Genomic DNA, 22,258 nt, shown 5'->3' on the forward strand with positions numbered 1-22,258 from the left:
ACGCGCCGCATGTGGCTTCCGGAACCTCGAGAACTCACGACGCCGGATACGATTCCACTGCACCCGCAAACAGCGGGCAGGCATCCAGATTCACTGCTGAGGTGCCCGCTCAACTTCGAAGAGCCCCGTTGGGTGGCACGGAGGGTAGCACCTCAAACGAAAAGGCCAGGCCAGGGAAACAATCCCTGGCCTGGCGTTCCACCAGTTCCTCAACAGGGCTCGAACCTGAGACCTGCGGATTAAAAGTCCGTAGCCCCGCGGTACGCGGCAGTCGGTCGCTCTCGGGGAGAAGGGTACGTCAGAGGTGGTTGGCGCGGAGTTCCTCGGCCGAGAGCGGGGAGAGGAGGCCGGGGGCGATGTCGTACACGGTCTTGGCGCCGATGTCGCCGACCTTGTGCAGGCGCGCTGCGGCGCGGGCGTAGGCCACCAGCACGCTGGCGGTGAACTCCGGATTGGACTCCAGGGTGAGGCTGTACTCGATGACCTGCTTGGTGCCCTCGGACGTGGTGCCGCTGCGAATCACGAAGCCGCCGTGCGGCATTCCCTGGTGGTCGCGTTTGAGCTCGTCGGCGGTGATGAACTCGACGGTGGTGTCGTAGGGCTCGAAGTAGTTCGGCATGTTCACGATCTCGGCGCGCACCGTGTCGGCGTCGGCGCCGTCGGTCAGCACCACGAAGCATTGGCGGGTGTGGCGCTCGCGCGTGGACAGCTCGGGGTTCTCGCCGGCGCGGACGCGCTCGATCGCGGTCTCCGACGGCAGCGTGTACTGCACGCCGCCGGCGACGCCGGGCACGCGGCGCAGCGCGTCGGAGTGACCCTGACTCAGGCCGCGGCCCCAGAACGTGTAGGTGCTGCCCTGGGCGAGCAGCGCCTCGCCGAACACGCGGTTCAGCGAGAACATGCCGGGATCCCAGCCGGTGGAGATCACGGCGGTGGTGCCGGCCGGGCGCGCAGCGGCGTCGACGGCGGCGAAGTGCTCGGGGATCTTCGCGTGGTTGTCGTAGCTGTCGACGATGCAGTACTTGGCCGCGAGCGCCGGGCTCTGCTCGGGCAGATCGGTGGCCGAACCGCCGCACAGGACGAGGACGTCGATGTCGTCGCGCCCGGCCTCCAACTCGCTCATCGCGAAGACCGGCGTCGAATCGTTCACCGTCGCAACGGTTTCCGGGGCGCGGCGGGTGAAGACGCCGACCAGGCTCAGGTCCGGGTTGAGTCCGATGGCGGTCTCCACGCCGCGGCCGAGGTTGCCGTAGCCGACGATGCCGACCCGAATCTGCGTAGTCACTGCCTGGACCTCTCGTCGTACTACCCGCCGGAGAAACCGGCATAACGGCGTCGAGTCTATCGTCCGGACTCGACGCCGCCGATCACCGCATCGGCCGGTCAGGCCTCGGTGATCTCCGTTTCGAGTACGAACTCGGCGTTCATCGAATTGGCCACCAGGCACGACGTTTCGGTCTTGGCCAGGAGTTCCCCGATCTTGGCGCGATCGGCGCCGGTCGGGACCACCAGGTATGCCTTCTGGACGACCTGGGTGAATCGGGTGACGCGCTCGACGCGATCCAGTTCGCCGGTGACGTCGACGCGCATGTCGATCCACTCGACACCGTTGTGCGCGGCGATGGCCCGCCACGTGAGGATGAAGCAGTTCGCGACCGCGCCCATCATGAGGGTCTCCGGCGACCACATCCCCTCCGGTCCGCCGAACTCGGGCGGCGTCTCGGTGGTGAGGGCGTCGAGACCGGGCGAGGAGACGGTGATCGCCTCGCCCGGCTCGCTGAGGGCGCAGGCGGCGTAGTGGTGCGGTAGTTTCTGCATGCCGCCCACTATACCCCTAGGGGTATCAATCCCGGGTGGGATCGACGACGCCGTCTACGGTCAGAGCGCCGACGCCACCGGCCAGGCGGTGTGGATGGCGCCCTGGATGTAGTCGACGGCACCGGCGTCGCCCACCACGTGCACCTCGGGGACCAGCGGTCGCAGCTGGTCGGCGAGGGGTGCGGCGGCCGAGACGCCGGAGGCCATGATGACCATCGCGGCGGGCGCGCTCATCGTCTTGGTCTCGGTCACCGTGCCGCGGCGGTCCACCACGTCCATCTCGAAGTCGACGGTGTCGCGGGTGATCCGCGTGACCCGGGTGTTCCGGTGGATGGTGACGCCGGCTTCCTTGGCGTGGCGCACCGCGGTCCACCGGCGGGGCAGCGCCATCGGCAGGCCGAGCTGCTGACCGTCGTGCAAGAGCGTCACGTGGCGGCCGCGTTCGCCGAGGAACTCGGCCAACTCCAGTCCCACCAGCGAGCCGCCGATCACCACCACGTTGCGGCCCACCGGCAGGATGGTGCGGGTGAGCTTGGCGATGCGCGCCGGGGTCTTGGTGAGCCCGGTCAGCTTGCCGAGGCGACCGGCGGCGCGCAGGTACCAGGCCTGACCGGAGGTGTCGCCGACGCCGGTCATCAGAGCGCGCATGGTGTCGCCGGTGTGCACGTGCGACAGGTCGCCGCCGGGCACCGTCGGCCGGTCGCGGACGGCGCCGGTCGCGATCACCACGGCGTCGGGCTTGAGCGCCGTGATCGACGACGCCGTCGCCTCGGTGCCCAGTCGGATGTCGACGCCCAGGCGCGCCGTCTCGCCGGAAAGCCATTCCAGCAGTGGGTAATTCGCGGGTGTGGTGAGCGACGAGAACCACAGCGTGCCGCCGAGACGGTCCACCTTGTCGAGCACGGTGACGCGGTGTCCGCGCTGCGCCGCGACGCGCGCGGTCTCCAGCCCGGCGGGACCGGCGCCGACCACCACGACGTGCTTGGCCACCGCGGCTCGGACGCGGGTGAGCGGAGTCTTGTCCTCGTCGCCGAGGGCCGGGTTCACCGCGCAGATCGGGGTGTCGTCCCAGAAGTTCTCCTGCACGCAGACGTAGCAGTTGATGCAGGGGCGCACGCGCTCGGGCGTGCCTGCGGCGAGCTTGTTCACCAGATCGGGATCGGCCAGCAACTGGCGGCCCATCGCGACGAAATCGGCCTTCCCCTCGGCGAGCGCGCGCTCGCCGACCTCGGGGAGCACCCGGCCGACGGTCATCACCGGAATGGTCACGGCGGCCTTCACCGCGGCGGCGGTGTCGACGAAGGCGCCGATCTTGTCCGGCAGCGGGCCGTCGGTGAAGTTGGAGAACGGATTGCGGCCCCAGCCGGTCACGTCGATCGCGTCGGCGCCGGCGGCCTCGAACAGTTTGGCGGCCATCGTCGCCTCGGGGGTGGTGAGGCAACCCTCCTCGCCGTATTCGCTGCCGGAGACGCGGACCAGGATCGCGAGGTCGTTCCCGACCACGTTCCGAACCGCGGTGATCACCTCGCAGGCGAAGCGGGCCCGATTCTCCATGGAGCCGCCGTACTGGTCGGTGCGGCGGTTGTCGGCGCGGGTGAGGAAGCCGCTGAGGAGATAGCCGTGGGCGCAGTGGATCTCCACGGCATCGGCGCCGGCATCGCGCACACGCCGGGCCGCGTCGGCGAACTGCGCGGTGATCTCGGCGATGTCGTCGAGCGTCACCGCGTGATAGCTGGGCGCCTTGCCGCCGGTCACCGCCGCCATCTTGGCGAGCTCGTCGGGGGTGTTGTCGGCGAGGGCGCTCAGGTCGTATTGGTCGCGGGGTTCGGAGACCACCTGCAGCGGACGGTCCTGAATGGTGTCGATGCGGGCGACCTTGCCGTGGTGCACCATCTGCACGCACAGCTTGGAGCCGGCCGCGTGCACACCGTCGGCCAACGCCTTCAACCCCGGGATGAAGTGGTCCGACGAGAGGCCGGGTTCCTTGGTGCTGGTGCTGCCCGCCGGATAGCCCACCGAGCAGCAGCCGGTGATGATCATGCCGGTGCCGCCGGCTGCGCGGGCGACGAAGTGGTCGACGTCGCCGGGTTCGATCACACCGTCGGTGGACAGGTTCATGTCCATCGCCGACATGACGACGCGGTTGCTCAGCGTCATCGGGCCGATCGTGCCGGGGGCGAGCAGATGTGAATAAGAGTTAGTGGTGGGGGCCATGAGTCCACTGTATGTCCGGCGGCGGGACGTCGACCCGGGTTCTGCGGCGGATCGGCGTGGGCCATGCTGGAGGCATGACGCACACCGGTTCGGCCGACCTCGTCGCCACGCCGCCTCAGGATTCCTGCAGCGCGCCGACGTGGTTCATCGACTCCGACGATCCGCGGATCGTCGACTTCGCGACCGCCACCATCGCCGCCGCGGGCGCGCAGACCGACCGGGAGAAGGCGGTGGCGCTGTTCGAGGCCGTGCGCGACGGCTGGCGCTACGACCCGTACAGCGTGAACGACGACCCGGCGGCCTTCCGCGCCTCCGCGGTACTGGCCGGCGGCGCCAACTGGTGCGTGCCGAAGTCGGTTCTGCTGACCGCGGCCTGTCGTGCAGTGGGGATCCCCGCCGGACTCGGTTTCGCCGACGTGCGCAACCACCTGCAGAGCGAGAAGCTGCGCGCCCTGATGGGCACCGACCTGTTCGTCTACCACGGCTACAGCACCATCTGGATCGACGGCGAATGGCGCAAGGCGAGCCCCGCGTTCAACCGCGAGATGTGCGAGCGGTTCGGCACCAAGAGGCTCGAGTTCGACGGCCGGTCGGACGCGCTGATGCACTCGTACGACGTCGCCGGTCACCGGCACATGGAGTACCTGCGCGACCACGGCCAGTACACCGACCTGCCGTTCGACCAGATGTTGACGGCGATCCTCGCGGCCTACGGTCCGGCGATGACCGGCGGCGTCGACGCGATGTCCGACGTGGTGGACGAGGCTTTCCACGACTAGAAGTACTGCGAACCGCCGTCGACGCTGAGGTGTTCGGAGGTCATGAACTTGGAGTCGTCGGAGGCCAGGAAGGCCGCGACCGCGGCGATCTCCTCCGGTTCGGCGTAGGTCTGCTCGGTGAAGGTGGTGGCCATCAGGTTGAGCTTCGGGTTGCTGGCGCCGGTGCGTTCGAGTTCGGCCACCATGTCACCGCCACCCATCGGGGTGGCGACGCCGCCGGGGTGAATGCTGTTGACGCGCACGTTGTACTGCCCGAGCTCGGCGGCGAAGGCGCGGGTCATGCCGGTGACCGCGTGCTTGCTGGTGGTGTACGGAACCATGAACGGCTGGACCTTCTTACCGGCGTACGAGCTGATCAGGATGATCGAGCCGCCGCCCGAGTCGATCACGTGCTGCGCTGAAGCCATCACCGTGTTCCAGACGCCGCGGACGTTCACGCCGATCACGTCGTCGAACAGTTCCGGCGACGTCTGGTCCCAGATCACCGGAATGCAGATGCCGGCATTGGCGACGACTGTGGTGAGCTTGCCGAGCTGGGCGACGCCGTCGTCGACGATGGCGCGCAGGGCGTCGAGGTCGCGGACGTCGGCCTGCGCGGTGATGATGGTGCGGCCGGTTTCCTCGACGAGGCGGCGGGTTTCGGCGAGGTCGTCGGGGGTGGCCGATTCGTAGGGGACCGCGTCGGGGAGCGGTGCGGCCAGGTCGACGGCGATGATGTCGGCGCCTTCGGAGGCCATGCGCAGGCAGTGCGCGCGCCCCTGTCCGCGTGCTGCTCCGGTGACCAGTGCTACCTGTTCGTCGAGTCGTCCACCCATGATCTGCTCCTCAATCTCGTTGCGTACGTTCTGTCTTGCAGTCAATCGCTGTTCGACGACGCTGTCCGGCGAATCGGACATGCGAGGGCCTTGGTCCTGATCGATGTCGGAGGTGCCTGCGACTATGCACGCACAGCGGCCCGCCCGGGGGCCTGCGTGAGAGGGGAGTGACGATGGTCGATTTCAAGAAGTGGCAGTTCTGGCGGATGCTCGACACCGACGGCAGCCTCGCGTGGGTCGCGGTGTCCCGGCCGGACGCGCACGCCCGGATCGACCGCGTGAAGTTCTGGACCCTGCTGCCCGGGCAGGAACGACTGATCGCCAACTGGTTCGTCTCCGCCGACCACCAACTGCCGGAGGGCGAGCGGCAGTGGGAGCACGACTCGATCGATGCCTGGGATTTCTGCGACGCGGCCGCCGCGGTGCCCGAGCCGTCGAAGGACGACGTTGCGCGGATCACCCGACCCGAGCAGGTGCTGACCTTCGACCAGATCGACAGCATTCCGCTCGTCAAGGTCACCGGCAAGCGCGACCTGGACAAGATCCTGCGCGCCCGCGCGAGTCGGTGACGTCGGGCAGCCGCCATGTCAGGTCGGCGCGAGGCCTGCTGCGGCGAGGCGCTCGAGGACGTAGGCCCACGGGATACGTTCCTGCTCCAAACGGAGGGACGCGGCGCGGACGTCCGCCAGCGCCTGCTGTTCGGTAGCGGTCAGGATCGTCGGTGCTTCGGTCGCCGGCGCGGGCTCAGGAATCGCCAGGTGCGTCCACCGCTGGAACGTCGCCGGGTCCATCAGCAGGCTGCGCACGTGCGGGAGCCGGCGGCGCAGCCGATCCAAGATGACGAAGCCGTGCGTGTCGAGGTCGCCCCAGTAGACGACGTCGGCGTCGGCGTCGGCGAGCCAGCCGAAGTGCGCCATGGACGTGACCGCGTTGCCGCCGCCGTGCAGCGCGATGGTGTCGGCGATGGGTGGCAGCGCGTGCACGCCCTCGCGGTTCTCCAAGATCACGACCCGCGACGGGGCCACCGGTAGGGCGGCGAGACTGTCGATGGTGGCGGCGAACACACGGGGCATGCCGGGCAGGATCGCGTCGTCGAGCAGCGCGATTTCGTAGAGCGGCGGCAGCGTGCGAATGCCGAGGTCGGTGGATCCGGTGGCACCGAGGACCAGGCTGTCGACGAGGCCGCGGTGCGCGGCGAGCCATTTGGTGTCGACGCCCTCGATCGGCAGCTGGCGGATCAACAGCCCCGAATCGGGGTGGGTGAGGAGCCAGGACGCCGTTGCGAGAAGTCTCGTGAAGTCGATGTCGGACAACGACTCCCAGCGCTTGACGTTCTTGGCGACGACGGCGGGGAAGTGGTCGGCGGCCGCCAATGCGGCCAGTGCATCACGCCGGGTCCGCAGCCGCTGCCAGCGCGCGCCCGCGCCCGCGGAGCGGCAGATCTCCTCGACGCCGGTCAGCCGCAGTCGCACGGGAACGTCCTGGGTGCCGAAGCTCGGCCAGCGTCGGGGCTCCCAGCCGACGACGCCGGGCCCGGTGTAGTTCTGCCACAACCGGACCCACGCGCGGGCGGCATCCGGGTCGACGGCGACGAGTCGTTCTGTCGGCGGGTGCAAGCCGATGCTGACCGAATCCGTCTGTGCCGCAATCGGATCGGTCAGCCACTGGCGGAGTCGGGACCGCACGGCAGTGCCGGCGCGGTCCGCGGTCTGGGCCGGGCTGAGCTGGCGACCCTCGGTGTTAGCCATCGGTCGACCATTCGACGAGGTCGATCTGGGAGTGCTTGCTGTCGCGAATGCTGATGGTGGCGGCGCCGCCGATGTAGTCCTCCAACGTCTGCAGCAGCTTCAGCGGAGTGGCCAGCACCAGGTGGAAGCCGAACTGGTCGAAGACGTCGAGAGCGCGCCGGGTGTAGGTGGCGTCGGCGCGGTCGAAGGCCTCATCCAGGATCACCGTTCCGTAGCGCGGGACGCCGCTGCCGTCAGGGCTCAGCTGGTAGCGCAGGGCGGCGGCCAGACAGAAGAACACGAGCTTCTGGGCCTGGCCGCCGGACAGCCCGGCCGAGGAATCGTGATAGTTGCGGATCTCGCCGTCGTCGTCGAACTCCTCACCGATGAAGCCGACGTGCAGGCGGGTGTCGAGGACCTGGAGCCGCCAGCGTCGGTCAGCGGGTTCCGAGGAACCGAGGCGGTCGAGCAGTTCGGACATCCGGAGGAAACGGGCCTCGGCGTCGGCCTTCGACTCCTGTGCCCAGGAGCCCGTCGAGGTGGCGGTCAGGGCGTCGAGGAACTCGGCGGCCCGCTGCGATCGGCGTTCGCGGACCTGGATGCGCAGCCAGCGGTCGGTGTCGAACGGGGAGGCGCGCAGGGAGTCGTTGACCGGATCGATCCGGTCGCGAATCTCGCCCGGTGCCCGTCGGATGGTCAGCGCGAGCCGACCGAGATTCTGTGTGGACTGCTCCTTGAGCATCTCGAAGAAGCGGTTCTCGTAGTTGGGCAGACCTTCGGCGCGCAGCCGATTCAGCACGGCCAGCGCGTCGTCGGCGAAGTCCGGTTCGGCGCGCAGTTCGCCGGTTCTGGCGGACCATTCACTGAGGTACTTCGCCAGGACGCGGACGATGCCGTCGTTGGCGCGACTGAGCTCTCGGCTCGCGCGCTGCTGCTCCGCGGTGATCGCCTTGCTCACCGTGTGCAACGCGGAATCGACGTTGCCGCTGGTGATGCGGCGGGCGACGGCCCGGTACCGCTCGTCGAGCCGGAGGGCGATCGCGTCGGGCACCGGCTCGTGGTCGGTGGCCGCACCCTTGGCGAGCAGGTCGGTGCGGCGCGTGATCTCGGCGTGGTGTGCCCGCTCCGCAGAGACGGCCGCGACGAGGGCAGCCGCGGACTGTTCGGCGACGGCGGCGGCCTCCTCGTAGCGATGGGTCAGCGCGGAGTGCTCGGGGTTCTCCTGCTGCCACTGCGCGATCCGGGTGTCGAGCGTGTCGAGCTCGGCCTGCGCGCTAGCGAGGTCGATCTCCGACCACTGGGCGTCGAGCACGGTCTGCGCGGCACGATTCTGGGCCGCGATCTGCTGGTCGGCGCGATCGAGCTGATCCAACCGCGCGGTGAGGGTGGCGGCCTCGGCGTCCAGCTCGTCGATCCGACTGCGCAGGTCGTTCAGCTTGTCCTCGTTGTCGAAGCCGAGTACCCAGCGTCGTCGGTCATCGATGGCACGCCGGTCGTCCTTCTCGTGCCGTTCGACGGAGTGCTTGACCTGCCCGGCGCGGGTCACGGCGCGGTCGTGGGCGCCGAAGTCCCGGGAGTCGTCGATGCACGCGTAGTCGTACCGGTCGGCGAGGTGCTGTTGGAGCCATTCGGCCATCGGTCCGGGGTCGACGTCGACCTTCCGCACCAGCGAGGCGGGACCGGTTCGGCGCGGTGCCCGGTTGGTGTGCCGCGGGAGTCGTCGATAGACGAGGCGTGCGCCCATCCGGTTCTGGTCCACGGCGGCGGCGACTGCGCGATAGTGCTCGTCGGGCACCAGCAGCGTGCGCCCGAGCGGGCCCAGCACGCGTTCGATGGGGCCGATCCATTCGGACTGGTCGCTCTGGACCTGCAGCAGCTCACCGGCGAACGGGAGCAGATCTTCGGTCAACGATGTTGCTGCGCACAGGATCTCGCGTGCACGCAACAGTTCCGGGTCGAGGTTGGAGCGTCGCCGGGCGAGTGCTTCGCGGTCGGCGACGAGCGTGCGCGACTTCTCCTGCGCCTGAGCGCGTCGCGCGGAGAGTTCGTACAGCTCGCGGTGCCGCTCTTCGTGGCCGCGCGCGGAGTCGGTGAGCTGGTCTTCGAGCTGGCCCTGCAGGCGGGTGAAGGCCTCGATGTCGGACGGGACGCTACCGCCCCACGCGGTCACGGCGCGCTCGAGCTGGGTGCGCCGAGCCGTCACTCGGCGGACCGCCTCCTGCTGCTGCTCGCGCTGATTGTTCAGCACCGTCAAGCGGCCGCTGCCGAGCTGCTCGACGGCGACCTTCGCGTCGAGCACCGCGTCGCGGGCCTGCGTGTCGTCGGCGCGGGCCGCGGCGGTGGCTTCTTCGATGAGCGGGGTCTGCGAGGCGAGCTCGGTGAGTTCACCCCGCAGGATCTCGGCGGTGCGTTGCGCGTGGGCCGCGTCGAGCCAGGTGGCTTCCTCCTCGGTGGCGGTCGCCACGGCCAGCGACTCCTCCCGAGTGCGGGCCAGATCGGTGAGCGGGGCCAAGGCCTCGACTTGACGGCGGGCATCGACCACGACGCGGTGCGCCTCGCGCAGGTCTTGGAATTGCTCGACGGCCCGGTCGGCGAGGCCGAAGGTCTCCGGCGGGTCGAGCATGTAGTCGCGGAACAGCTGGTCGAGGCTGGCCAGGCTCTTGGCCGACAGGGTGCGGTGCAGAAGTCGCTGCGCGGACTCGGTGGAGATGCCGAGTCGGGACCGGAACTTGCGGGCGAACGGGGCGTAGGACGGATTGACGTCGGCTTCCGGCCAGCGCTTGCGGATGGCGCGGCGGTCGATCCCGTCGCTCATGAAGGGGAGGAGGTCGGTGAGGTCGAGTTCGTCGTCGATCACGATGTGCAGGTGTGAGACGTCGGCGTTGGTGTTCTTCGCGCGGCCCAGATGCATCAGTTTGAGCAGGGTGACCGGCGGCTGGTCGTCGGCGGTTCGATAGGTGAGGGCGACGGCGCTGCGGGTGGCGCCGGTGCGCAGGTAGCTGCTGACCAGCACGTCCGATTCGGCGTCGGTGTCCCGACGCCAGGCACCGCGGATGTAGCTGACGAGGGTGCGGCCGGACCGGTCGGATTCCTGCGCAGCGGCGTTGAACTGGACGCGGTCCCCGGACATCAGAACGGCCGAGATCGCGTCGAGCAGCGTCGACTTGCCGGAGCCGGAATTGCCGGTGATCAGGTAGCCGTCTCGGGAGATCGGGATCTGGTGGTAGCCGTCGAAGGTTCCCCAGTTGTGGATCTGGACGCGGGCCAGGCGGCGCTGTTCGGGCGCGGCGGTCATGACTGCTCCTGCTCGTCGTCGGTCGCGGCGAGAATGCGGTCGAACTCGGCGCCGACGAGTGCTACCTGCTCGGCGTCGAACAGTTGGCGGAGTACCGGGGAGATCTCCATGCGGTCTTCCGAGGTGGTCTTGTTCAGCAGGGAGTATTTGGTGAGCTTGCTCCACGACGAGTCGATCCGCTTGCGGTAGCCGGCCGGGTCGGTGTTGGTGTGGCGGCGGTACACCTCGAGCTGGTCGGCGATTTCGTCGCGATCGATGATCACGCGTTCGCCGGGTTGGGCGCGCAGCAGCAACTGGCGGAGCGCGAGCAGCATCACGGTGTCCATGAAGGTGAGTCGTTCGGTGCGCAGCACGCTCGGGGCGTCGACGGTCTCGCCGGTATCGGCAGGCCGGGTGAAGGCGATCTCGTTCTCCTCGTCGATCACCAGGTCGAGGAAGACGTCCGCGAGGCGGGACCGGAGGAGGCGTTGATCGCTGATCACGGTGCGCCAGATCTCGGCGTGCTTCGTCGACGTGATCAGCGGGCCTTTGAGGAGCTGGATCAGGGCGCGACGGCTCGGCAGGGCCAGTTCGCCGGTGTCACCGGGGTAGCGCGCCGTCGTTGCGAGATCATCGGCCGAGGCGTCGTGGTCGGCGTCGGACGGAGGATCGTAGGGGCTCATCGTTGCAGCTCCGGGGCAGTCGGGTCGTATTGGTGGCGGGCGATGACCGCCGAGCGCGGGGTGCCGCGGACCGACGTCCAGGTGATGTGTTCGGTGCCGTCGACGCGATGTCCGTGCCGGGTGGCCAGGACCAGGAGCCCGACGACGCTGGCCAGGCCCTGCGTCGCGGGGTGGTCGGCGAGGACGTCGCCGACGGTGGCGTGGGCCTTGGCAGCGAGAAGGTCGGCGACGTTGGCGGTCAGTTCGTCGAAGTCGATTTCGGATTCGCGGACCAGTGCGCGGAGGGCGGCGAGGTCGGCCACCCCGGACTGGTGCACCACCACCTCGTCGGTGACGCGGTCGTCGGCCGGATTGTGCATGCGCAGCGACGTGATCGATTCGATTGCCATGCCCACCCGAACCAGGTCGAGGTCGAGGACGTCGAACGGTCGTCGAACTTCAGCGACGGCGGTGGCCTTCTGCTGCGCCGATCGGATCAGCTGCTGAATGCGGCGGTGCTCCTCGTAGGCGCGGGACTGCACGAAGTGGCGCAGTGAGCGGGACAGCGACGTCATGATCTCGTGGACCTCGCCGGCGGCGACCTCCATGTCGGTGAGCAGTCGGCGCAGCTTGCGACGCTGGTCGGCGTCGAGCTCGGCGGCGAACGGTCGGTCGAGGACAGCGGTGATCGCATCGTCGATCTCGGCGGAGCGGGCCGGATCGAGGATGGTGTCGTAGAACGCGGCGAAGCTGCGGCCGGAGTCAGACTCGGCGATCAGGTCGACACCGCGGAAGACGTCGCCGAGGGTGTCGCCGCGGTCGTTCTCGTCGTCGAGAATCCGCGCGCGCAGGCTGCGGTTGAGTTCGTCGAAATCGGTGCGGACTCGCGCGAAGTCGGCGGGCACCTCGGAAGCGAGGGCGAGGATCTCGCGGGTGCGTTCGAGCGCGCGGGCCCCGCTGAGGACCGGGAAGTCGCCGGACTCGACGGCGGCGATCCGGCGGTCGAGCGCGTCGCGCTCGGCACGGAGTCGGGCGAGTCGGGACTCGGTGTCCGGATCGGAGTCCCGGGCCAGGGCGCTCAGCTGCGTCGACAGCGTCGACAATCGGGATTCGGTGACCGACGTGACGGGGGTGCGCAAGGAGCCGACGAAGTCGAGGGCGGCGAAGGCGCCGTCGGTCGGCTCCAGCGATTCTTCGCGGGCGGCGGCGGAGGAGCGTCGCAGGAGGAACCCGGAGCGGACCCACTCGGCGCAGTAGCCTTGGCCCGTGTTGGGCAGGTCTGCTCCGCTGTCGCGGAGTTCTTCGAGGTCGGCGTCGAGGAGCGCGAACAATTCGGGGGCGGGGAGTCGTCGGACGCCGTCGCCGAAGTGCCGGCCGAGGAGCGCGAGGATCACCGGTGCGTTCTTTGCGCGCAGCAGGGCCCACGCTGCATCGTCGGAACGTAAAGCCGAGATGCGGTACACGTCGCCCACCACGGACATGACTTCCCCTCCGCTCTACCGGTCGACACCGGTTCTGAAGCTATGGAATCACGAGGGTCCGACAGTGGTTCGGAGACCGGCAGCATGGAGGCCTGTGGTGAGCAGGCCTGGTCTTGTGGCTTCCGCAAGGCCCAGCCGCCGTGCGGCAACGTAGGGTCGACGCGGAAGACCGACGCGCACGACGCGAGTAGCTGAGGGGGACACGTGGCGACGAGGGGGAAGACGAGCACAGGCTCGATGCCCACCGAATCGGTGCGGGGAATTCTCGCCACGGACGGCGAACGCGTGCAGTGTCACGAGTGCGGCGGCTGGTATCGCTCGCTGTCGAGCCACCTGCCCGTGCACGACCTCACGTCCGAGCAGTACCGATACGAGTGGGATCTGCCGGCCACCATCCCGCTGGCGGCGGACGCCCATCGGAATCTGGCGCGGGCCAACGCTTTGCAGCGGATCGACCAGGCCGGCGAGATGGAGCTGCCGCGGTTTGTTGCCGCCACCTATCCCGACCGCGGTCCGGTGGGCGCCGAGTACGAGGTGCTGGCGGAGGAACTGTGGTCGAGGAGGCTCGCCGACGCGGGCTGGTCGTCGTGGCAGGCCGCCGTCGACTGGGCCATCGAGCACGACAAGGGGTGGGCGGATATCGCCCGCAAGCTGGACATCACCCACCAGCAGGCGCGTGCGGTCGGGTTGGCCGACGGCGTGGTGCTGCCGCCGCTGTGGCAGCGGCGGGCGCGTGCGGCGGCCGAGCACGCCGAGCGGCACGGCAGTCTGCTGAACACGCGGGGAGCGTTGTCGAGCTGGCTTACCCAGCTGCGCTACGAGAAGGCGGCCGGCAAGTTGCCGCGGCGGGCCGTCGCCGAGTTGGATCGGTTGGATCCGGACTGGTCGCTGGACCGGTCCGCCCGCAGCGCCGCCGCCCGTGAACGGAACATCGCTCGTGGCAAACAGCTGTCGTCGTTCGAGGACATGGCCGCGCGGTCTCGCGCGGCGGGCTTCATCGATCCCACCGACCTGCTTGCGCACGGCATCGTCGAACATTTGACGTCGACGGAGCTGGCTGAGCTGGTGCATATCCGCGGTGACACCCTGCTCAAGCGGATCAGCGTGGCCAACCCGCGGGACCCGTTCGCTGCCACCGCGCACCTGCGCACCAGCGCCGCCGGGATCCTGGCCGACGACGGGCGTCGGGTGCAGTGCCACGAATGCGGATTGTGGTTCGGGTCGTTGACGAGACACCTGACCGGGCACGTCGACGACGACGGCGACCGCCTGACCGAGGACGGTTATCGCACGCGCCACGGGCTCCCGGCGGATCTGTCGCTGCGTAGTCGGGGCAATGTGCGCCGCGCCAAGGATGACCTGTGGGGGCCGCGGCTGGCTCAGGCCGGATACGCCTCGTGGGAGGAGGCGATCATCGCTGCGGCGGCTGAGCACTTCGGGTTGGCGGAGCTCGGTGAACAGTTGGGTGTGCGCAGCGATGCGCTGCCGACGGTGATCGCGAAATCGATCTCCGGCGACCCGTGGGCGGCCAACAAGCCGTACCGATTGAGCAGGCCCGGAGTGCTGGCGCGGGACGGGGACTACTCCCAGTGCCACGAGTGCGGCCTGTGGTTCAGGCGGATCACGAAGCACATTCCGTCGCACATGGTGGACGGCCGGAAACTGACGGTGCAGGCCTATCGCGAGCGGCACGGTCTGTCCGACGGCCTGTGGGCGGCGGCCACCGCGCGGCCGACCGATCGCGAGCCCAAGGATCTGTGGACGGAGCGGTTGGCGGCGCACGGATACGGATCGTGGGAGGACGCGCTGGCCGATCTGGCAGCGCAGCACCTGAATCTCCGCGACTTCGCCGCTCGCGTCGGCGTGAAGGATTCGGCGGTGATGACTGAACTGCTGCGCATGCGCCCGGACGACACCTGGGCACCGACTGCCCCGTTCCGACTCAGCCGATTCGGGTCCTTGTCCGACGACGGTGATCGGTCACAGTGCCACGAATGCGGGCTGTGGTTCGCCAGCCTAGGACGGCACGCTCCCGCCCATCGTACCGAGGACGGCAGCCGACTGTCGTGGGCGCAGTATCAGGAGCGGCACGGGATCACCCGGCCGGCGAACTGGCGCAGGACGTAGTTCGCCTCGGACCGGCCCGTATGGGTGATGCGGGCATGGCTCGTCGGCCTGGGGAGGCCGAGCACTCTCACGGTGCGGGGCCTCCCCGGATTTCTCCGGTTGTCGATATGAACTTCTCAAAGAACGCGCACCCTCCCTCGTGGAGGGGAGAGCAGGTAGAGCTGTCGCCCTACTTACAGAGTAGGTTCACAAAGCATAGGAACACATGTACGATACCTACAGAGTTCCGATGGCATCTTTGTAGGGTTTTGAGGGAACCGTTCCGGTCCTACTGCCGCGGCCGGCCGCGCCCGGCGCCCAGCGCCTAACACCGCTTGACGGTGTCTTCTTCCACCCAGGTGATCTGGCCGTCGTCTTCGACGACGAGGAACTGGAACTTGCCGAAGGGAGCGTTGACCTCCTCGATGAGGAGTTCCCCCTCCACGACGCGGTCCTGATCGTCAACGCCGGGCGGGACGACGCCGGGGAGGTCGTTGTGCCGGCCGTCGAAGTTCCACAGCCGTGCGCGGACCCGGCCATTGCTGCCGAGCCGTCGTGGGGTCACCGGCGTGCCGTCGTCGTCGATTTCCCACTCATAGCCGCAGCTGCTACACGCTCGGTCGACCATGACCTCGGGGATGCAGCACCCACCGAACGACACCCACGCAGGGCTGCTCTCGTAGGTCGACTGGGTGGGCATGCCCCAGAAGAAGTGGGTCACTTCGCCGCTGCCGCACTTCGGGCAGGTACCGCGTGGCTCGTCGTACGCGAAGGCGTCGGAGGATTTGTTGGCGGGGTCTGGCGGCAGCATCATGCGAGGAGTGTGTCACCTGCCTACGACAATTCTGGGCTACCTCCCTGGGGCGAAACAGAGGAACTATCCGCAGGTCAGGTCCATACGGAGCGCCTCGGCAATGGTCGGGGGCAGTGTCACCCGCTTCTCGACTCGGTCGGTCGTGAGCTCGTCGTCGACCACCTTTGCGCCCATCACGATGTCGAACCAGGAGGCTCGGTCCTTGACGACGCGATACATCTTCTCGTCATGGGTCCCGGCGAGGTAGGGCTCGTAGACGATGATGTCCTTGCCGATCCGCTCTGCGAGCGCACCGATACGGTCAAGTCGGCCGGTTCGCTGTTCCAGCTTGCTCGGGTTCCAGTCGAGGTCGTGGTGAATCACGTGGCGACATTCCTGATGAAGATCGATTCCCTCGCCCATCACGGAGCTTGCAACGAGTACATCTGGCGCGAACGGCGTGTTGAAGACCGAAATCAGGCGCTCGCGGACCTCGCGAGCCTGCTGTCCCGTGGCGCGCCGGACGGGCGCCAGCGATGCTCCTCGGCCGTCCCGCTCGTTCGGGTCGGAATGCTCGCCAGTCAGGTGCTCGATAAGTGCCTCACGCTTTTCTTGAGGCAGCTTCGAGATTCGCGTCGCTGAGTCCGCCCAACGGGAGAGTAGATCGACTCCGATCGGGTTGGCCCCGCGAATTCCGTCGAGGAGACCTTGCGGTGTCAGGCCGCGGAGATGCGTGTAGCGAACGAGATTCTCGGGACGTCGAAGATTGCTGATAGCTGCTTGAGTCAGTTCGTTCGCGAGTTCGCGATCCTGGTCGGTCCCGACGAGTAAGCGCTCATTGATGGCTTCCTCGATGAGCCGGTGCGAGGCGCTGCCGCGGGACAGCAGGCGTTCGGCGATGCGCTCCAGGTCTTTGCGAGCTTCTTGTTCGGTTCCACCGAGGGCTTCGATGGCGAGTGCCCCGACAGTGGATTGGACTTCCGCGAGAATGGCCATCTGTACCGCGCTCGTGGTGCGAATGAACCAGCAGAAGACCAGGCACTTCTCGCCGTTCTTCCACAGCTCCACGGCTCGGGCCACGGTGGCGGCGATCTTCGGGTGTTGCTGGCGCGTGCCGGCGGAATCGAGCGAAGCCGTGATCTCGCGGAGGTACCAGTCGGGCGAGTCCAGATCGCTGGTGGGCGGCGCCTGCACTGCAACGTCGGTGTCCTCATCGGTGTCCCGGGCAGTCTCATCCAGACGAAGGAACGTCTCGAAGGACGACGCGATTCCATACGCGAAGTGGGCCTGCGCCGCGCCCGAGTGGGTTCGTTCACTGAGTGCTTGGGCGCGGGCGGCGAGGAGGAAAGGCAGCTGGATCTCGTCGCTGATTTCTATACCGCCGGGCTGTGTGCAACCGGGAATGGTCAGCGCTCCGGGAAGATACTGGCGGCGGTGCGGCCGTTCGTGGCGAATCACCCACCGACGAAGTTCGACGGCCAGGTCGCGCCTAGTTTGCACGGCAGTATTCGCCAACTCCCAGGCCCCGCGAATACGAGGCCGGGCGGTGGTGGGAGAGGGCGCGTCGGGTGACCAGTCGACGAATGTTGCTAGATCGTCGGGCTCGATTCGCGACCACGCGTTCTCAAAGGCGACCGCAGCAGAACGCGTCTTCTTCAGGGAATCGGCCAAGACCGCGAGGCGGTCGGACAGCGGTTCGGCCACGGCAGGCTCACGGACCGCTCGCAGGCGGCCGAGAACGTTGATCAGTTCGCGGTCGTCCAGCTCGAAGGGTGTGGCGGTGAGGAGCAGGATTCGCGAGAAGACGTCCGACAGTGCCCCGTCCGGGGAGCCGTCGATGCGTTCGCCGAGTAGCCGACTTCGCCGAGTGGCGGAGTTCTTCAGTGCATGCGCCTCATCGACGATCAGAAGGGGCAGTTCCACTGCGGCAACGGTGAGCAGGCTCTTCCAGACGCCTTGCATGGCGTCGTTCAGCGCTTCTCGGATGTTCTTCAGACGGGCAGCGATCTTCGACGATGAGCGCTGGGGAAGATCATGGACGGTGTCCCAGACTTCTTGCAGATCGAGGTCGGGGGCGGCGTCGATCAACTGGCGGGGCACGGGGTCGTCGCCGAGATCTTCACCGGTCAGGTCGAGCCACTTCTCCCGCCACCGTGCCGGCGGCGTGCTGAGTAATTCCGCCACGCGGTCCGGGGTGAAGCGTGGATCGCTGATGAGCCCGTGGCGTCCTTCGGACCAGCGGGCGATCCGTTGGCGTACTTCGTCGGCGCCCTTTCGGCGTTGCACAGCGAAGTAGAGAAGCGCGAGGACCACGAACTGGTCCTTCAGCGTCGTCGTCAATGCCTCGTAGGTAACGACGACCAGATGGTCCTGCTGACCCGGCTCGTCGTCGAGCGCCTTGAGGAAGGCTTCGCCGCTGCGGATCGGGCGGTCCACACAGCGCAGCTCGGCACCGGACACGAGGTCTGACGCGAATCCCTTCGCCTCCTCGACCCACTTCTGCGCAACGCGCGGCGGAACGAGAATCACGACCTGGGCGTTGCGGTTCTCCAGGACCTGCGTTGCAGCGACCGCGAGGGCGACGAAAGTTTTGCCCATGCCGACCTGGTCGGCGAGGATCACGCCTTCCTGGTGGTCGAATCGGTCCAGGATCGCATCCGCCGTCTTTCGTTGACGTTGCCAATCCTGTTGGAACCCAGGGGCTTTGGTCTCGGTGCACAGGTGTGGGGTCAGGCGGGAAGTCATGGCGCTACCTCGTTGCGTGCGTGGGCACATGCGCGGGCGCAGTACGCCGCCATCTGCTCGGGTACATCGGTCAGACTCGTCGAGAGAGCGGTCAACTGCGCGATGGTGTCGGCGACGGGATCCATCGCGTTCGGTGTGTCATCGGCGAAAGGTTCGACGACGATGGCCCAGTCGACCCGGCCCACCGAGAGCGCAACCTCCGCGATCGTGAACGCCGCCTCGGTCGACGGGACGGTGCCGTCGTGTGCGTCGCGGGCGAGCCGATCAGCGATGAACAGGGGACCGAGCGGCGCCGCGAGACGTGCACGGAGCACATCGACGGTGGCTGCCGGGCGGCTCAGGAGCCGTTCCATCTGAGTGAGTGACCGCCCCAATGCACGAACGCGTCGCAATAGATACTGATCCGATTCGAAGCGCTTGTGCGGGTCGTCCACCGGCGTGAGGTCGGCGGTTTTGACGGCTTCTGATTCGAGCTGTTCGCGGACCGCCTGACTGATCGACTTGCGATCGGCGAGCGCGGCCAAGAGCTGGTGGGCGCGCAGACTCGCCAACGTCGGAGGTGGCGGCAGCACCAGCGGATCGTCGACGACCACCGGCCAGACGCCTTCGTGGCCATCCCACTCGACGACGACCTGGGTCATCAGGTCGTCGACCGACAAGGTCCAGTCGACGGTGGCAGGGGCGCCGGCGGCCCGCCAGTCGTGCGACGTCACGATCGACTGTCCCGCCGTCGAGCGCACCCACCATTCGGCGGGTTGCTTGGCATCCGGATCGAACCCGAACCGGAGAATCCAGTGGTCATCGACCGTGCGGGCCTCGCAGTAGCCGAAGAAGGCGGGCAGCGGCGTGATGTCCGCTTCCTCGTCGTCCTCGGTGTCCACCAGGGTGGTGATCTCCATGTCCAACTGGTTGCCGCACCGCAACAGCGCCTCGAGGGCTGCGCCTTCTTTGCTGGATCGCGGTGCGCCCAGCCAGATGTTCATCTCGCGATGGCGGCGAGAGGCGGGGGAGAGGCCGAGTCCGGGGACCGTGTGGTTGGAGCTGCCGACGAGTACCGCGACCCAGTCGGCGTTGGACACCTGGAGGCACTTGGCATGTAGCGGTCGGCCGTCTTCGTCGATCGTGGGAAGTTCGTAGACGCCGTCGATCAACCCTAGGTTGTTCAGCTCGGCGGGGAAGTAGACCTCGGCCTGCTGGTTGATGGTGGTGAGAACGATGTGCTCGCGTTCGCTGGCTGGTCGGCCGGTGAGTAGGCTCCCGACGGTTTCGAGGACGCGCGGGTCCCCCGAGTCCCAGAACGGCGACAGGTGCGTGGCTATGAGCGGCCGCCCGTGCTTCCAGACGTCGTTGAGTTGCTCCAGCGGCTGCGCGGACGGGTTGGTGGGTGCCGCGCTGACGAGGACTTTGCCTGCGCTGGCGGACGAATCCGCGATCCGCTCCCGAAATTGTCCGAGGAGGCGTTCAGCACGTTCACGTGCGCCGGAGTCCGGTGCCAAACCGGGCACGAGGTCGAGGTACGACGCCACTTCGTTCGCGATCTGGTCCAGAACGTTTCGAGGCAGAAGACAGTCCGGTCCCAGATCGGCACTGACGACGATCTCGATATTCGACCGATACCCCGCCTGGGTGAGATTCGCGGATCCGATCAGGACACGAGCTGCGTTCTGCCACAACAGGATCGAAATCTTCGAGTGCAGCAGCCCAGCCGGGACGAGGCAGTGGAGCGCATCCCACTGCAGTGTCGTGCGATCGGCGGCCTGGGAACGATCGGCGAGCACCGTCACGTCGGTCGTCCGGAGGGCTTGCTGCAACTCGATCTCGCCGACTAGATCGGTGATCGACTTGGCGCCCTCGGACACCGTCTCGACGGACAGGAAACGAGCGAGGCAGTTTGCTTCGAAGAAATCGGGTTCAAAGGAGAACGTCGTGGCGAGGACCCCGACGGGGTCGCCGGCATGCAACGGCGGCTGCCACAGATCGAGGAGCGCGTCGGTCTTCTGCTTCATGCTGTCGCCTTCAGGAAGATCGCGATGGTCGTCAATCGCATCGGGTGAAGCCAGGCCGTGGGGTCGAGCTCAGGCTGATCGCGGAACAGGCGGCGGACTCGCCACCCGTCGCCGTCGACGTCCAGCCACGAGAGTTTCGCCTTATTCGCCTGGACCCGGTGGTGGTGGGTGATCAGGGCTTGGGCGAACTGAAGTGGATCGAGTGGTTCGGTGAATGCCTCGAACGGGCTCACTGCCCACAGGGGTGACTGCAGCGCTCCCGCCGCGGTGTGGGCGGCGTCGACGAGTGCGGGGAAGTCGGCTGCAATCTCCGCTACACCCTCGGCGTCGGCAGCCATGTCCAGCGTGAAGGCGCCGTGCAGAGAACTGCCGTGTCGAAGGATGCTGCGGAAGGCGTAGTCCATCTGGGCGGCGCAGGTTTCGTAGGCGATCGCCGCCTCGAGGACGCGCCGAGTCACTGTGCTGGCCTTGGGCGCGACGGTCTCGGCGAGGCTGCGGTCGGAGATCGACATGTCCCCGGGTCCTGCGGCGAGTTCGTTGGCGATCAACTGGACGAGTTCATTGCGGATCTCACCGTCGCCGACCCGGCCGTGGAAAAGCAGGTTGCGTAGGTACGCGCGTTCTCGCGGACCGGCGCCCGTGGGGTTCGCGACGTGTGCCAGGTTCCGGAGGAACTGCCCGGTCGCCGGCGCGGTCACCACACCCTTCTCCATGGCGTCCCGAACGTGCTTGCTCGCTTCGATGCGGAAGCGATTGCCCTCGGTGCCCGGCAGGCGCCTGGCGAATCCGGTGAGGCCCTGATCCTGCTCCCACGCCTCGACCAGTCCGATGGCCTTGAGTCCGAGCTCATCGGATCTGTCATCGAGGACTCCGGCGTACCGAGCGAACGGGCGGTAAACGCCGTTGAATCCGAAGACCCGCGGTGAGGCGAGGTAGTCGGAGGCGCTGACCCGTTCGTTGCGCCGCAGGGCGCGGGCCACCTTGCGTGAGCCGGGAAAGGTATGCGGGGGATTTGCGCTCTTGTCGCGGGCCAGGGCTTCTGCGACGAGCCATTCGAACGCGATGTCCGCTGCCGGACCGTTCGAAGCGGTAACCGGGCCCGGCTCGGGTTGTGCCATCGCGCCGACAGCCGCGAGTGTCGTGAAGCGTGGTTGGCTCATACGGGCGCGCAGCCCGGGAGCGAGGAGATCCGCGATTCGTTCGGCGACGGGACTGAGTCCGAGCGGGTCCAGGGTCCCTTCGCCGACCGCACCTTTGTCCTGTGCCGAGAAGCGCGGCAGCTGGTCGAGAATCGTCAATGTGGGCCCCAGGATTCTGTCTCGCGTGCCTATGTCGGGTGGTCCCGAGCGACCCGGCGAGCGGAGAGTTTCCGCAACAGGACAGGTATAGCAGTTGGTCCGGACGTTCGGATCCCGGTGGACGGGTGGCCAGGTCACCGGATCGGCTATTCATCCGAACGGACTAATCGGCTGCCGACGGTCGACCCGATCAGTCCGTTGCGGGTGCAACCTGCTGGTCTTCGCGAGCTGGTGTCGAGTGGAGGTGTCCGACGCAGCGGATATGGTTTCGGGGAATTCGGCGGCGTCCAGTTGAGGCCAGATCCTGGCTTCGGCATGTGCGCCGCCCGTGTCGCGAGATGAAGGCAGCAAGATGACTACTGAAACCACCGCGGAGATTATTCCGCTCTGGACCCTGTCCACGGCCGAGGTGCAGGGTGAGTCCCCTGGAGTGGTGGGGTTTGGTGGCTCGCTGAGGGCGGTGGACACGCCGGAGAGCTTGGTGTCGCCGTTGGGGTGGGCCATCGCGTGATGATCAGTGAGTTACCTCACAAGTGACTC

15 protein-coding genes are annotated in these 22,258 nt (G+C 67.7%); 3 read left to right on the forward strand and 12 right to left on the reverse strand.

Annotated elements, in window-relative coordinates:
• Window positions 1-298: 298 nt before the first annotated feature.
• The 3 genes from ABD989_RS16925 to ABD989_RS16935 form a co-directional block, all read right to left on the reverse strand.
• Window positions 299-1,285, reverse strand: a complete 987-nt coding sequence (locus ABD989_RS16925; RefSeq protein WP_345314382.1) for a diaminopimelate dehydrogenase — start codon at window positions 1,283-1,285, stop codon at window positions 299-301.
• Window positions 1,286-1,383: 98 nt separating this feature from the next.
• Window positions 1,384-1,818: an OsmC family protein gene (locus ABD989_RS16930; RefSeq protein ID WP_345314383.1), complete on the reverse strand. Its 435-nt coding sequence runs from the start codon at window positions 1,816-1,818 to the stop codon at window positions 1,384-1,386.
• Window positions 1,819-1,878: 60 nt separating this feature from the next.
• On the reverse strand, window positions 1,879-4,032 hold the full coding sequence (locus ABD989_RS16935; RefSeq protein ID WP_345314384.1) for an FAD-dependent oxidoreductase: 2,154 nt from the start codon (window positions 4,030-4,032) through the stop codon (window positions 1,879-1,881).
• Window positions 4,033-4,106: 74 nt separating this feature from the next.
• On the opposite strand from ABD989_RS16935, the gene ABD989_RS16940 reads away from it, so the two are divergent.
• Complete coding sequence (locus ABD989_RS16940) at window positions 4,107-4,811, forward strand: transglutaminase-like domain-containing protein (RefSeq protein WP_345314385.1); 705 nt, start codon at window positions 4,107-4,109, stop codon at window positions 4,809-4,811.
• On the opposite strand, the gene ABD989_RS16945 is transcribed toward ABD989_RS16940, so the two are convergent.
• Window positions 4,808-5,626 carry a mycofactocin-coupled SDR family oxidoreductase gene (locus ABD989_RS16945; RefSeq protein WP_345314396.1) on the reverse strand — a complete coding sequence of 273 codons (819 nt, stop codon included), beginning with the start codon at window positions 5,624-5,626 and terminating at the stop codon, window positions 4,808-4,810. The two genes, ABD989_RS16940 and ABD989_RS16945, sit on opposite strands and share 4 nt — an antisense overlap.
• A gap of 173 nt (window positions 5,627-5,799) precedes the next feature.
• On the opposite strand from ABD989_RS16945, the gene ABD989_RS16950 reads away from it, so the two are divergent.
• Entirely contained in the window at window positions 5,800-6,195 is a 396-nt protein-coding gene (locus ABD989_RS16950) for a hypothetical protein (RefSeq protein WP_345314386.1), read from the forward strand.
• An 18-nt stretch (window positions 6,196-6,213) separates the two neighbouring features.
• Here ABD989_RS16950 and ABD989_RS16955 read toward each other — a convergent pair whose 3' ends face one another.
• The 4 genes from ABD989_RS16955 to ABD989_RS16970 are packed head-to-tail and all read right to left on the reverse strand — an operon-like array spanning window position 6,214 to window position 12,770.
• Window positions 6,214-7,374, reverse strand: a complete 1,161-nt coding sequence (locus tag ABD989_RS16955; protein ID WP_345314387.1) for a Wadjet anti-phage system protein JetD domain-containing protein — start codon at window positions 7,372-7,374, stop codon at window positions 6,214-6,216.
• On the reverse strand, window positions 7,367-10,648 hold the full coding sequence (locus ABD989_RS16960) for an ATP-binding protein (protein WP_345314388.1): 3,282 nt from the start codon (window positions 10,646-10,648) through the stop codon (window positions 7,367-7,369). Before ABD989_RS16960 ends, ABD989_RS16955 begins: the two co-directional genes overlap by 8 nt.
• Window positions 10,645-11,310: a DUF4194 domain-containing protein gene (locus ABD989_RS16965; protein ID WP_345314389.1), complete on the reverse strand. Its 666-nt coding sequence runs from the start codon at window positions 11,308-11,310 to the stop codon at window positions 10,645-10,647. The genes ABD989_RS16960 and ABD989_RS16965 overlap by 4 nt, the downstream gene beginning before the upstream one ends.
• Complete coding sequence (locus ABD989_RS16970) at window positions 11,307-12,770, reverse strand: DUF3375 domain-containing protein (protein WP_345314390.1); 1,464 nt, start codon at window positions 12,768-12,770, stop codon at window positions 11,307-11,309. Before ABD989_RS16970 ends, ABD989_RS16965 begins: the two co-directional genes overlap by 4 nt.
• Before the next feature lie 237 nt (window positions 12,771-13,007).
• Between ABD989_RS16970 and ABD989_RS16975 the strand changes: the two genes are divergently transcribed.
• Window positions 13,008-14,897, forward strand: a complete 1,890-nt coding sequence (locus tag ABD989_RS16975) for a MucR family transcriptional regulator (protein ID WP_345314391.1) — start codon at window positions 13,008-13,010, stop codon at window positions 14,895-14,897.
• 304 nt (window positions 14,898-15,201) lie between these two features.
• Here the strand turns inward: ABD989_RS16975 and ABD989_RS16980 are convergent, their stop codons facing one another.
• The 4 genes from ABD989_RS16980 to ABD989_RS16995 all read right to left on the reverse strand — a co-directional run bounded on the left by ABD989_RS16980 (window position 15,202) and on the right by ABD989_RS16995 (window position 21,718).
• Window positions 15,202-15,690, reverse strand: coding sequence for a hypothetical protein (locus tag ABD989_RS16980; RefSeq protein WP_345314392.1), 489 nt, complete (start codon window positions 15,688-15,690; stop codon window positions 15,202-15,204).
• Between the two features lie 63 nt (window positions 15,691-15,753).
• Window positions 15,754-18,414: a DEAD/DEAH box helicase family protein gene (locus ABD989_RS16985; RefSeq protein ID WP_345314393.1), complete on the reverse strand. Its 2,661-nt coding sequence runs from the start codon at window positions 18,412-18,414 to the stop codon at window positions 15,754-15,756.
• Window positions 18,411-20,420, reverse strand: coding sequence for a phospholipase D family protein (locus tag ABD989_RS16990; protein WP_345314394.1), 2,010 nt, complete (start codon window positions 20,418-20,420; stop codon window positions 18,411-18,413). The genes ABD989_RS16985 and ABD989_RS16990 overlap by 4 nt, the downstream gene beginning before the upstream one ends.
• Window positions 20,417-21,718, reverse strand: coding sequence for a hypothetical protein (locus ABD989_RS16995; RefSeq protein ID WP_345314395.1), 1,302 nt, complete (start codon window positions 21,716-21,718; stop codon window positions 20,417-20,419). The genes ABD989_RS16990 and ABD989_RS16995 overlap by 4 nt, the downstream gene beginning before the upstream one ends.
• Between the last annotated feature and the right edge of the window lie 540 nt (window positions 21,719-22,258).

It is taken from the genome of Gordonia alkaliphila (assembly GCF_039542465.1).
GTDB classification, from domain to species: Bacteria; Actinomycetota; Actinomycetes; order Mycobacteriales; family Mycobacteriaceae; genus Gordonia; species Gordonia alkaliphila.